Raw genomic sequence first — 11,937 nt, 5'->3', positions numbered from 1 at the left:
TAACAATGAAAGTAAGAGCAAATTTTTCACTGGTGATGAATCTCGATAAATGTATCGGGTGTCATACCTGTTCAGTAACGTGTAAAAATGTCTGGACCAACCGTAAAGGGATGGAATACGCCTGGTTTAATAATGTTGAATCAAAACCCGGTATCGGCTATCCAAAAAACTGGGAAGACCAGGAAAAGTGGAACGGTGGATGGGAATTAAACGGGGGTAAACTGCAATTAAAATCAGGTAATCGGTTAAATATTTTAAAGAATATTTTCATGAACCCGAATATGCCGACCATTGATGATTATTATGAGCCGTTTACCTATGACTATGCCACGCTACAAAACAGTGAATTAGTTGAAGCAACACCTACGGCGAGACCTCGTTCCCTGGTTGATGGCTTACGCATGGACAAAATTGAGTGGGGGCCAAACTGGGAAGATGATTTAGGCGGTAAGTTCAAACATCGTGGTGCTGACGTTAACTTTAGCAACATGGAAAAGCAGATATACGGAGAGTTTGAACAGACTTTCCTGATGTATTTGCCACGTATGTGTAACCATTGTATTAACCCTTCTTGTGTCGCATCGTGCCCTTCAGGTTCTTTATATAAACGTGAAGAAGACGGTATTGTTCTGGTTGATCAGGACAAGTGTCGTAGCTGGCGTATGTGTATCAGTGCCTGTCCGTACAAGAAAATGTTTTATAACTGGGAGTCCGGTAAAGCAGAAAAATGTACCGGTTGTTACCCTCGTGTAGAGTCTGGCTTGCCAACCGTTTGTTCGGAATCCTGTGTCGGGCGTATCCGTTACAATGGCGTAATGCTTTATGATGCAGATCGTATATCGGAACTTGCTGCTGTCGAAAATGATCAGGATTTATATCAGGCGCAACTGGATATATTCCTCGATCCAAATGATCCAGAAGTGATTAAACAAGCGAAAGAAGATGGTATTCCAGAATCGTGGATGGACGCGGCTCGTAACTCGCCGATTCGTAAATTAATCGTAGACTGGAAAGTCGCTTTCCCTTTACATCCTGAATTCCGTACTCTGCCGATGGTCTGGTATGTGCCGCCACTATCACCGGTACAATCACAAATTGACCAAGGGAATTTATCGACGATGGCCGATGGTGCGATTCCTAGCATTGAAACCTTGCGTTTGCCGATGAAATATCTGGCGAATATGTTTACTGCGGGCGATGAAAAGCCCATAGTTCAGGCTTTAAAACGTATGATTGCCATGCGTAGTTTTTATCGCTCTAAACATGTTGAAGGCAAAACGGATTTAGCTGTACTGGAGGAAGTAGGGTTAAGCGAAGAGCAAGTGAACGAAATGTACCGTTATATGGCGATTGCCAATTACGAGGATCGTTTTGTCATTCCAACCAGTCATGAAGAATTGCGCCAGGAAGATTTTCATAGTTTTCAGGGGCAAAATGGTTTTAGCTTTGGTAACGACGGTTGTAGTATCAGCCCTGAGGCCTCGTTATTTCCGGATAAGCGCACCAAAACTGCTGATAATCTGGAATTTGTGCGGTATCACCCCGCTGCCAAGCGCTCTGATGGGGAGGTAGTATGACTCAGATTTATAAAGTCCTCGCTGTGTTATTGGAATATCCGCGTAAGGAACTGGTAGAGAACTGGGATGAAATGCGTCAACTTGTCTCAGAATTACCCAACCTGGAAGATGAAGATAAAAGCAAACTGACTGACTTTATTGCATGGGCATCTGCTTTACCATTGACAAAGTTTCAAGCTAAATATGTAGATAGCTTTGATATGACGGCTGAAAACTCACTGTATCTGACTTATCATTTATTTGATGAGCAAGACAGAGAAAGAGGACCTGCACTCATTGAATTGACTGAGCTTTATAAGTCAACTGGCTTTGAAATCAGTGATGGTGAATTGCCCGATTATTTACCCCTTATTCTGGAATATGTCTCCACCATGGATGATGCTGAAAGTGCCCATGCGTTTTTAAAGCAAACGGCACAAGCGGCTGACATTATTGCCAGTAATCTTGAAAAGAATGCAAGCCCATACGCACCACTGGTAAGAGTAGTGGAAAGTCATGGCCTTTTAGCAGATATTGCAGCATAGGTATCGATATGAATTTAAGTAATTTATTATTTGGGATTTATCCTTATATCGCACTGACTACCTTTATAGTCGGCAGTGTGATTCGTTTTGATAGAGAACAATACACCTGGAAAGCGGACTCCAGCCAGCTATTTGAAAAAGAACAATTGCAAAAAGGCAGTATTCTGTTTCATGTGGGTGTACTTGCATTGTTTATGGGACATTTTGCTGGCTTAGTGATTCCGCATACCTGGTTTTTAGCCATAGGTGTTTCTGATATGATGCATCAAGTGGTCGCCATTTCAGCCGGAGCTGCGTTTGGTTCCGTGTGTATGATGGGCGGAGTGATTTTATGGAAACGCCGCATGTATCATCCGCGTGTAAGAGCGAATAGCCGTTTTATGGATATTTTTATTCTTGACTGGATTTTAGTGACATTAGCCGTGGGTCTATTAACCATTCCTGTGTCGATTTACCATGCTTTTAATGGTGATGCATCGGTGATGATCGCTTTGGCAGAGTGGGTGCAAAGTATGTTGTCATTTAATTCTCAGGTTGAATATTTATCCGGAGTAGGACTTATTTATAAACTGCATTTATTCCTAGGTATGTCAGTGTTTTTCTTATTTCCCTTTAGCCGCCTGGTACATGTCTGGAGCATGCCTTTAGGCTATATGTTTAGACCTTATCAGATAGTCAGAACTAAATTTGTAAAACAGCGGTAAGTTCTCATCCCCACGCTCCGCGTGGGAATGCTCGGATGGGGAGTAGGCTTTAGCCTACAAAAGTAAGTGCCCAAGCATAATTAATCCAACATTTTATTGGTTTTTTTCTCATTTTCAGCGTTGCATAAAGAGTTGCGTAGCCACACTGCGCCGTATATACGCCTTGAAAATGAAAAAAATCCTGCGTAAAATTTGTTAAATTAATTATGCTTGGGTACTTAGTGTGGATTGTACGGGTAGGCTAAAGCCTACTCCCCGATTGAAGAAACAAGCAAAAGTAAATTAGGATCATAAGTGGAATTTAAATATAAAGAACCTGTTTCAGGCTTTAGTGATGGCCTGGTTGTTTTAAAGTCTTATCATGAAGACTTTTTAGAGCGTGGTGAGCAATTATTGCAACTGGTCGCCAACCTTAAAGCAAAGGGTATGAATGAGGATTATGCTAACCAGTGCATGGAGGTCTATTGTCATTACCAACATGCAACACACTTACATCACCAAGATGAAGAGCTGAGCTTATTCCCACTATTGCTAGGAAGTTCAGCTTTAGTAGACGGTATGATTGAACGCTTAATGATGGATCATGAGGAAATTGAAGAGGCCTGGAAGGTAGTCGCTAAACAGCTAAAGCAACCTGAAAAAATTACAAATTTTGATGCCTTACAGCACTATACAACTGTATTTGAGAAACTATTACGCGAACACTTGACGCGTGAAGATGAAGATTTTTCACCACATGCCCAGGCCATATTGAACGATAAGCAAAGAGCCGAAGCAGGGGAAAAAATGGCAGAGTTACGACATTTAGTAGTATAAGCTAATTCGCTTAAAGGTGTAGGTTGTGGGTGAGGTACGAACCCCAACAATAGAGCAGGCATGCTACTTTTTTCGAGCATGATTATGCATGTGAGACAGGCGGGCTAAAGTCCGCTCTACTACAGGGATGTTGCAATAGATGTATTCTTAACCCTAAATAGTAGAGAATCAGCATGAAAATAAAACGAATAATAAAAAATACATTTAATACGCGAGAGCTGTTAATGCCTGTATTCGTGGCACTACTTTTTGCTTTTCCTGTGCATGCAAATGAGAGTAATAAGCATCACTCATCTAAGCATTCGTCAAAGCAAGTTAATTTTGGACCGGGGGACCATTATCAGCACCGTATGTCGGTTAAGCTGTCAGACTATCAAAAGATTAAAGACATTAGTCATAAAGCATCTGATTTACCTGGGCCCTTACTTAGAAAACGCGTAGAAAAAATTACTATTAAACTGAATGCAACGGAAGTTATTGCAGAGATAGCACCGGGTATTTCTTATCATTACTGGACCTTTAACAATACAGTGCCAGGCCCCTTTTTGCGAGTGCGGGAAGGTGATACGGTTGAGCTGAGTTTACATAATGAAGAAAATAGTAGTCATGCTCACGCGATAGATCTACATGCTGTCACGGGTCCTGGTGGTGGTATGGCGGTGACGCAGGTTGAACCGGGAGAAACAAAAAACCTGTTATTTAAAGCGACGACTCCGGGACTATTTGTCTATCATTGCGCAGCAGGTAACGCAGCAACACATATTGCCAACGGTATGTATGGCTTGATATTAGTCGAACCAACGCAAGGCTTAAGTAAAGTTGATCACGAGTTTTATGTGATGCAAGGCGAGCTGTATACGCATGGCAGAATGGGCAAAAAAGGCTTTCAGGCATTTGACAGCCGGAAAATGATCGATGAACGTCCTGAATACATTATCTTTAATGGTCGCACAGGTGCGCTAGTAGGTGATGGACAATTGCATGCCAAAGTTGGAGATAAGATTCGACTCTTTATTGGTAACGCTGGCGTCGCTAAAATATCCTCGTTTCATATTATTGGCGAAATTTTTGATCGCGTTTATCCAGAAGCCTCCTTAGGCAGCCCATTAAAAAATGTCCAGACAACACTGGTTCCTGCCGGTGGCGCAACGATGGTCGAGTTTCAGGTTGATTATCCGGGTAATTATGTCCTGGTTGATCACGCATTAACACGGATAGATAGAGGTGCCTGGGGCATTTTAAATGTTACAGGTAAAAAGAATGCTGCACTTTATTCCGGCGATACCGATTCACACGCTGAGCAGGGTGATGAACATTAACATTATCGCCCCAAAAATAGATTGTATTGCCTATATTACCTGAATACCTTTGGGTGATATGGGTAGGGATTACTGAAAACCTATAGCAAAAAAACTCCTCGGTATCTCAAAGATGCGTAGGGCGTGGCTTTAGCCCGCCATTCCTGTGATAAGGCGGGCTAAAGCCACGCCCTACAGGTATAAACCCCTTGCTTGGGTCTGATTTCAACCTTATTATTTTTATTTTTTAGGAGTTATTTTTATGCATGAACTTGATGGCGTTACCAGTAGCCAGCAAACCAAAAGTCTAGCCGTTAGTACCATTGCTTTTACAGTATGCTTTGCAGTCTGGACGATTTTTTCTATTATCGGAATTAAAATCAAACAAAACCTGGGTCTGAATGATACCGAGTTTGGCTTACTGGTTGCAACACCTATTTTAACGGGTTCATTAAGCCGTATTTTTCTAGGCATCTGGACAGATCAGTTTGGTGGACGGATCGTCTTTTTTGTATTAATGCTGGCAACCTCAGTATCGGTGTATTTATTATCCATGGTCTCGACTTATCCTATGTATCTGTTAGCTGCATTGGGAGTAGGTCTTGCCGGGGGCTCATTTGCAGTTGGAATTGCGTACGTGTCGCGCTGGTATGAATCAGATCGTCAGGGAACGGCATTAGGTGTCTTTGGTATGGGCAATGTCGGGGCTGCGGTCACTAACTTTGGTGCTCCTTTTTTGCTAATTGCGTATGGGTGGGAAAATGTTGCCAAAATTTATGCCGTGGTCTTATTTGTTATGGCCATTGTGTTCTGGTTGACTACACAAGAAGACCCTTTTACCAAGGCGCGTAAAGAAAAAGGTGAGAAAGTAAGACCTGCCTTAATGCAGTTAGAGCCTTTAAAGCATTTAAGAGTCTGGCGTTTTGCAACTTATTACTTCTTCGTATTTGGAGCGTATGTTGCCTTAGCTTTATGGTTGCCGCGTTACTATATGGGGGTTTATGGTCTGGAAATTGCCACTGCAGGTATGCTGGCTGCGTGTTATGCGCTACCTGGTGGTATCTTCCGTGCCTTAGGTGGCTGGATGTCAGATAAAATAGGTGCAAGAAGAGTGATGTACCTTACTTTTCTGGGCTGTCTGACAATCCTGTTTTTTCTATCCTATCCTTCTACAGAGTACACCGTGCATGGCATACAAGGCCCCATTAACTTTAGCATTGAAATTGGAATAGTGCCCTTTGTTATTTTGACCATTTTTCTGGGTTTCTTTATGTCTCTGGGTAAAGCGGCTGTATATAAACATATCCCGGTGTATTACCCTGATCATGTAGGTGCAGTGGGGGGGTTAGTGGGGATGATTGGTGGCTTAGGTGGTTTTATTCTGCCAATATGCTTTGGTTTTATGAATGATGTAATTGGTGTCTGGACCAGCTGTTTTATGCTGCTTTTTGTTATTGTCGCAATTTCAGTCGTCTGGATGCACATTTCCATCGTCCTGTCTGATAGAAAACTTCATCCTGAATTGAAGGGACCGAAGTCTTTACCTGAGATGCTGAATATATCTGATGAAGAATACCCTTAGGAGCGAGGATTTAATAATATCCGCAAGTATGACTCAGGGTTTTGGCATCACAGGCGTGCTAGGAAAACAGGCGGATAGCAGGCTACGCAACTATTTTTCTAGTGTGACTGTGGAGTCAAAATACAAGTCAGACCTGGGTATTATAAATTCTCGCTCCTAAGCGATAACAAACGTCTTTGATCTACCACAGAGTACAGAGGGTACAGAGGTTTTTATAAGGTTCTGTGTCCTTTGTGTTATTTATGAGACTTTGAGTGGCAATGCTGAATTTGAGGGTAACAAATATTAGCCTCAGACATCTTGATTCAGACGAAACTAATTTGAGACCATTTCCTAATTTTTTGCGGATGAAGTCAGCTCATAAATTAAGCGCAGATCGGTTCCTGGATAATTGAGTTCCGTTTGATTGAGTTGTTCAAATAACTTTTCTATTGCTTTATTACTTGCAGGTCGGGAAGTACTATGCACACGTATCCGAAGTTGTTTTTTTACTTCATCGGGTAATATATCTGCTTCTGTCACAAACAGCGTTTGTAATAGTTGCCTTGCCATCGGAAAGTCGATTGTCGGTGAGGTTAGCAGAGCGGCCATTGCTGTTTCTGCCCGATAAGCGATCATGTTGACAGTATCTATCAGCCGCTTTTTCCCTGGCAGAAGCTGTTCGAACTTATCTTCGTCTCTCAACTCTTGCCAGGTAATGTGTTTGGGCGTTTGGCTTAGTTTTTCCTTGATGGTTTTTAGTTCATTTTCATAATGCTCTATTTCTTCGAGTAATTCTGCTCGTTTTCTTTCCCATTTCTTGTATTTCACATCTTCCGTTTCATCTTTTTTAATCACCGGATGAAGTTCCATCGCTGCAAATCGAGATAGACGGTAATTGAGTTTGGATTGTATCGAATTACGCTGTCCTTCCTGTTGGCGCCTATCAGGGTTGACCACCTTTTGGGTATCGGATAGTGGCTCTATTCCATGCTCCTGTAGCATATCTAGCCCATAGTGGTGCTTCATATATCTAAAAAAGTTCTCTTGGCACCACCGGCTAAACATTCGCCCAGAAACAGCCGTCAACTCTAGTTCATAGGCTGTGGTAATAATACTGGTTTGGTGACCAGAATCAGTCAACTTGCGCACTTCTCTCATCCACATCGCCTGTTTTTTGGTTCCAACCAGACTGCCTCGTTCGGCGAGTTTCATGATGACTTTTTCACCACTCGGTAGTGTGATCTCCTGACTGGAAAAATTGTCCAGTGGCCAATTTTCGGTGGGAAATTTATGATAGGTCATGCAAGCGACACGATGCTTGTCCCACATCTTTCTAAAGAATGCGGGGCTATAGCCTTCTCTATCAAACACCAGGATAAAACGACAGGCTTGTTTGTTTTGCTGTAATGCTTGTGCACTCGGTTGATTCGGAATGTCTTTGAGTAATCGGGGGACGATATCTTCTTCCAGCGTTTTTAGTAAGCCCGGATCCACCGTTTTTTCAACGACAAAGAAGGGACGCCCCGTACCATCATTAACCCAGTAGTCGGTGATACCCCGTAAGCAGAGTTTTTCGCGTGAAACATGCCGTTTGGGAAGTTTAGTCAAGTGTCCATGATAGACACGGACATGACCATCTATGTAGAGTGTTCCTGCTGCCTCTGGTTCATTTTCCATCCATTGTCGACTGAGGTCGGCCGCCCAGCTTTCAACTGATTCTGGATCAGACAGTCCTTTTACTTTGGTTCTTAAACAGCGCACTTCGGGAACCCGATCCAGGCCAAGTAGTTTGCCGAATTCACCCGGTGCATGCTCGCGAAGTTGTTCGGCATTTTTGATGCGACATAGTCCCATAAAGGCGAGTAGCAATAGGATATGAAAGGTTTGATAATAACCTGTCAGTTTGCCAAGGTGGTGCTCAATGTCATTTAATAAGCCATTGCTAAGTAACGCGGGCAATGCACATAACACACCGCCTTTAGGAACATCTAAACAGGATTCGAATTCGATTGAGGCTCCCTTTTCCTGCTCACCCAAAGCCGCCTGGATTCGCTCTTCTACTCGAGTGCAGGCCGTACCGAGTGACTCGGCTGCACTGGCATCAATAATATCACGGGCTGATTTGGTACTGCCATCATTGGGGTCTATTGATACGGCAGACTTTTTTTTAAACGTCCATCACTGATCGCCTTGCGAAAGGTATCTGCCCGGATGCCTAATTCTTTAGCGGCTTCGTTAGGCGTCATACCTTGATCCAGATATTCCTGAGCTTGCTGCAAAACCTCAAGCGTAAAGAGTGGTCCTCCCTTGCGAGTCGGGCGAGGTTCAAAAAACGAATCAGCCCCTTTTTCTCGTAGTTGCCTTAATGAGCGCATAACACTACTTTTAGAGACACCAAAGGTTGTAATAATATCGATTGAACGACAGGAGCCGGTATTGATGAGTTGAGAGGTGTGAAGTCTAAATAATCTCTTATTGTCAGCCTGGTGAGAATAGATCGGGATACCGCCGAGGAAATAAAACCACTCATCATTTCGGTTATCAACACTGACCTGACCATTTATAATAGTCGTACCCTGAGGAATTATTGGGAGCATGAGTTGCTGCATTAATTGAATACCTCGTATGATATGAGGGCTTAGTTTAACCTAAATGAGTACCGTTTTCATTTCTTTAGCTGAAAATATCAATCATTTGACAATAATTCCCTAACCCTTTAATTATATTGCCTAGTTTAAGTTTTAATGGATTTCTTTCAGGATAGCGAATCAAGATGTCTGAGCCTATTGTATTAAGCTCGGTCTGGAGATCGTCATTAGACATTTCAGTCAAAGGTAAGGACAACATTTTAGTAATGCGTTGCTCGAAAACCTGGTAGGTATCTTCAAAAGCAGTGAGTACCGCATCACCCCCTCCTTGAACATGGCTGGGTTCTATTGTGTCCCAATGTACTCTCAGGGCAGAGGATAAATAGCTGGGACAGGTTTCACCTGCAGCTCAATCACATACGGTAATAATAATATCGAACTGCAGTTTACTGAGGCTATTCCATGATTTACTGGATATGCCTTCTGTACAAACCCCATGCCTTTTCAATAAACTAAGCGCGCGGACGTTTACACTGCCTTTAGCTTTACTGCCAGCGGAAAATGACTGGATTCGCCCTTGTCCAAGATAGTTGAATATTGCTTCGCCAATAACACTGCGACATGAATTTTCAGTGCAAATAACAAGAATTTTTAGCATGCTGTTAAGACTCCTATAGCTTGTGGCAGAACACGATAATATTTGTTAATGGTACCTGAGACTTTAGCATTAATTTCTAAATCATGTATAGACAGTATCAGACATCTTGATTCGCTATCCTGAAAGAAATCCATTGAAACTTAAACTAGGCAATATAATTAAAGGGTTAGGGAATTATTGTCAAATGATTGATATTTTCAGCTAAAGAAATGAAAATGGTACTCATTTAGGTTAAACTAAGCCCTCATATCATACGAGGTATTCAATTAATGCAGCAACTCATGCTCCCAATAATTCCTCAGGGTACGACTATTATAAATGGTCAGGTCAGTGTTGATAACCGAAATGATGAGTGGTTTTATTTCCTCGGCGGTATCCCGATCTATTCTCACCAGGCTGACAATAAGAGATTATTTAGACTTCACACCTCTCAACTCATCAATACCGGCTCCTGTCGTTCAATCGATATTATTACAACCTTTGGTGTCTCTAAAAGTAGTGTTATGCGCTCATTAAGGCAACTACGAGAAAAAGGGGCTGATTCGTTTTTTGAACCTCGCCCGACTCGCAAGGGAGGACCACTCTTTACGCTTGAGGTTTTGCAGCAAGCTCAGGAATATCTGGATCAAGGTATGACGCCTAACGAAGCCGCTAAAGAATTAGGCATCCGGGCAGATACCTTTCGCAAGGCGATCAGTGATGGACGTTTAAAAAAAAGTCTGCCGTATCAATAGACCCCAATGATGGCAGTACCAAATCAGCCCGTGATATTATTGATGCCAGTGCAGCCGAGTCACTCGGTACGGCCTGCACTCGAGTAGAAGAGCGAATCCAGGCGGCTTTGGGTGAGCAGGAAAAGGGAGCCTCAATCGAATTCGAATCCTGTTTAGATGTTCCTAAAGGCGGTGTGTTATGTGCATTGCCCGCGTTAGGGAGATGGAAAGAAATAATCATCCAGAACAACCAGGAGAAATGGTCAAAAACCATTTCTCCAACGATGGCATTCGGTCAACAAACTGATAATACGTCTTCATTGCTTTTTTACCTACCTTTACTCCTGTTTCATATATTTTTTCTGTTAATTTAACAATAGGTGCTTTGCCATTGTAGGTCATACTTTTGGCAAATTTTAAAGTTGTTTCAACTGTATCCATTATGTCGCCACTAATATGATTTTCATAGGCTCCCCATACTCGTTCAATTGGGTTATATTTACTATGATAAGGAGGGTAGTAGGCCAGTTTTATCTTTATGTTGCTTTTTTCAGCAAACTCCACAAGCCTTTTTATAAACTGAGTTCTGGAGCTACTGTTCTCCATACCATTGTCAGCGTTAATTGTCAGAATATCTACTCCATATTTTTCTTGAATTTCTGGCCAAATTTCTTCCAATCGGTCAACGATGAAATCACTGCTGGCATAGCCTGCTGTAAAGAAAAGGAAAAAATCATCATGTTCAGGCAGATAAAAACCAAAAGGAGTTAACTTTTCCTTAACATCTAAATCATGATCCTCTGCTTTTGTTAAAACCCGATTTCGTCCTCCCCGTGAAAAATTTCCTATATTCATTCTTGCTTTGGCATCAATTGATATACGAATCTCTTTTGGGTTGATATCTGCCATTCCATTGACTGAATGAACTTGTTCAAAAATTGCATCCGTTTCCTTGATTTTCTTATGAGGCTTTGTTTTTTGTACCTTTTTTGGATGGTAACTCAGGTCATTTAATTTTGTATTGATAGTTTTTGAGCAAGGTAATGTTTTTTCATCGTAATAATCAATCTCCAGTAAACGTTTTCTAACTTCTTTAGCCGTTAGCCGGGTATATAATCGACAGGAATTAAAAGAGGGATCCGTTTGACACTCCGGTTCAGCAATTTTTTTTATGTCATCAAGTAGATGAGGAAAATGCTCTTCACTTTTATTACGCCCTCTCGCTGAAAAATTATCTTCTATGGGCTGAGTTTCAAGTTCATATTGTCCTTTTCGGATAGTGCCTCTATTCCATCCTAGTTTTTCTTCAGCAATACTTGCACCACCTGAGCCTAGTAGCTCCACCGTTTCAGCCATGAATATACGACGTACCGAGCCTTTTAAACGATGGGCTGTATTTATAATCCAACCTATAATGCTATCTGTTAATATCAACAAGCTTATCTGCCTAGTGTGAGAATAAATTCAGAATTCATTATTATAAATTATTGAGACA

13 protein-coding genes are annotated in these 11,937 nt (G+C 41.9%); 8 read left to right on the top strand and 5 right to left on the bottom strand.

The features are described 5' to 3' along the window. The first annotated feature begins 5 nt into the window (after nt 1–5). From narH to ACQY3F_RS11085, 7 genes are all read left to right on the top strand, one after another. Nucleotides 6–1,577 carry a nitrate reductase subunit beta gene (gene narH / locus ACQY3F_RS11115; protein ID WP_428353481.1) on the top strand — a complete coding sequence of 524 codons (1,572 nt, stop codon included), beginning with the start codon at nt 6–8 and terminating at the stop codon, nt 1,575–1,577. Then, on the top strand, nt 1,574–2,101 hold the full coding sequence (gene narJ, locus ACQY3F_RS11110) for a nitrate reductase molybdenum cofactor assembly chaperone (RefSeq protein WP_428353479.1): 528 nt from the start codon (nt 1,574–1,576) through the stop codon (nt 2,099–2,101). Before narH ends, narJ begins: the two co-directional genes overlap by 4 nt. A gap of 8 nt (nt 2,102–2,109) precedes the next feature. Further along, complete coding sequence (gene narI, locus ACQY3F_RS11105) at nt 2,110–2,805, top strand: respiratory nitrate reductase subunit gamma (RefSeq protein ID WP_428353478.1); 696 nt, start codon at nt 2,110–2,112, stop codon at nt 2,803–2,805. A gap of 294 nt (nt 2,806–3,099) precedes the next feature. Continuing rightward, a complete protein-coding gene (locus tag ACQY3F_RS11100) occupies nt 3,100–3,621 on the top strand; it encodes a hemerythrin domain-containing protein (protein WP_428353477.1) in 522 nt (173 codons plus the stop codon). Nucleotides 3,622–3,857: 236 nt separating this feature from the next. Next, entirely contained in the window at nt 3,858–4,940 is a 1,083-nt protein-coding gene (nirK, locus tag ACQY3F_RS11095) for a copper-containing nitrite reductase (RefSeq protein ID WP_428353476.1), read from the top strand. A 241-nt stretch (nt 4,941–5,181) separates the two neighbouring features. Further along, a complete protein-coding gene (locus ACQY3F_RS11090; protein WP_428354906.1) occupies nt 5,182–6,501 on the top strand; it encodes an MFS transporter in 1,320 nt (439 codons plus the stop codon). After that, nucleotides 6,485–6,661: a hypothetical protein gene (locus ACQY3F_RS11085; protein WP_428354905.1), complete on the top strand. Its 177-nt coding sequence runs from the start codon at nt 6,485–6,487 to the stop codon at nt 6,659–6,661. The genes ACQY3F_RS11090 and ACQY3F_RS11085 overlap by 17 nt, the downstream gene beginning before the upstream one ends. Nucleotides 6,662–6,834: 173 nt before the next feature. Here the strand turns inward: ACQY3F_RS11085 and ACQY3F_RS11080 are convergent, their stop codons facing one another. From ACQY3F_RS11080 to ACQY3F_RS11070, 3 genes are all read right to left on the bottom strand, one after another. Next, the gene (locus ACQY3F_RS11080; protein ID WP_428357602.1) at nt 6,835–8,589 is read right to left on the bottom strand and encodes a putative transposase; all 1,755 of its coding nucleotides are present in this window, start codon (nt 8,587–8,589) and stop codon (nt 6,835–6,837) included. Between the two features lie 38 nt (nt 8,590–8,627). After that, nucleotides 8,628–9,092 carry a hypothetical protein gene (locus tag ACQY3F_RS11075; RefSeq protein WP_428353676.1) on the bottom strand — a complete coding sequence of 155 codons (465 nt, stop codon included), beginning with the start codon at nt 9,090–9,092 and terminating at the stop codon, nt 8,628–8,630. 388 nt (nt 9,093–9,480) lie between these two features. Continuing rightward, a complete protein-coding gene (locus tag ACQY3F_RS11070) occupies nt 9,481–9,729 on the bottom strand; it encodes a hypothetical protein (protein WP_428354903.1) in 249 nt (82 codons plus the stop codon). 269 nt (nt 9,730–9,998) lie between these two features. On the opposite strand from ACQY3F_RS11070, the gene ACQY3F_RS11065 reads away from it, so the two are divergent. Continuing rightward, nucleotides 9,999–10,463: a hypothetical protein gene (locus ACQY3F_RS11065; RefSeq protein WP_428353676.1), complete on the top strand. Its 465-nt coding sequence runs from the start codon at nt 9,999–10,001 to the stop codon at nt 10,461–10,463. Here ACQY3F_RS11065 and ACQY3F_RS11060 read toward each other — a convergent pair. Next, nucleotides 10,423–10,683 carry a hypothetical protein gene (locus ACQY3F_RS11060; RefSeq protein WP_428354902.1) on the bottom strand — a complete coding sequence of 87 codons (261 nt, stop codon included), beginning with the start codon at nt 10,681–10,683 and terminating at the stop codon, nt 10,423–10,425. The genes ACQY3F_RS11065 and ACQY3F_RS11060 overlap by 41 nt on opposite strands. After that, the gene (locus ACQY3F_RS11055; RefSeq protein WP_428352931.1) at nt 10,680–11,876 is read right to left on the bottom strand and encodes an ISAzo13 family transposase; all 1,197 of its coding nucleotides are present in this window, start codon (nt 11,874–11,876) and stop codon (nt 10,680–10,682) included. The genes ACQY3F_RS11060 and ACQY3F_RS11055 overlap by 4 nt, the downstream gene beginning before the upstream one ends. Between the last annotated feature and the right edge of the window lie 61 nt (nt 11,877–11,937).

This window comes from Methyloprofundus sp. (assembly GCF_965251085.1).
Lineage (GTDB): Bacteria > Pseudomonadota > Gammaproteobacteria > Methylococcales > Methylomonadaceae > Methyloprofundus.
This window is presented reverse-complemented; position numbering and strand designations above follow the sequence as displayed.

Coding starts and splice junctions, on each gene's coding strand:
- narI (WP_428353478.1), top strand. CDS start 2,110: ATGAATTTAAGTAATTTATTATTTGGGATTTATCCTTATATCGCACTG.
- ACQY3F_RS11070 (WP_428354903.1), bottom strand. CDS start 9,729: ATGCTAAAAATTCTTGTTATTTGCACTGAAAATTCATGTCGCAGTGTT.
- ACQY3F_RS11090 (WP_428354906.1), top strand. CDS start 5,182: ATGCATGAACTTGATGGCGTTACCAGTAGCCAGCAAACCAAAAGTCTA.
- ACQY3F_RS11085 (WP_428354905.1), top strand. CDS start 6,485: ATGAAGAATACCCTTAGGAGCGAGGATTTAATAATATCCGCAAGTATG.
- ACQY3F_RS11065 (WP_428353676.1), top strand. CDS start 9,999: ATGCAGCAACTCATGCTCCCAATAATTCCTCAGGGTACGACTATTATA.
- narH (WP_428353481.1), top strand. CDS start 6: ATGAAAGTAAGAGCAAATTTTTCACTGGTGATGAATCTCGATAAATGT.
- ACQY3F_RS11060 (WP_428354902.1), bottom strand. CDS start 10,683: ATGATTATTTCTTTCCATCTCCCTAACGCGGGCAATGCACATAACACA.
- narJ (WP_428353479.1), top strand. CDS start 1,574: ATGACTCAGATTTATAAAGTCCTCGCTGTGTTATTGGAATATCCGCGT.
- ACQY3F_RS11075 (WP_428353676.1), bottom strand. CDS start 9,092: ATGCAGCAACTCATGCTCCCAATAATTCCTCAGGGTACGACTATTATA.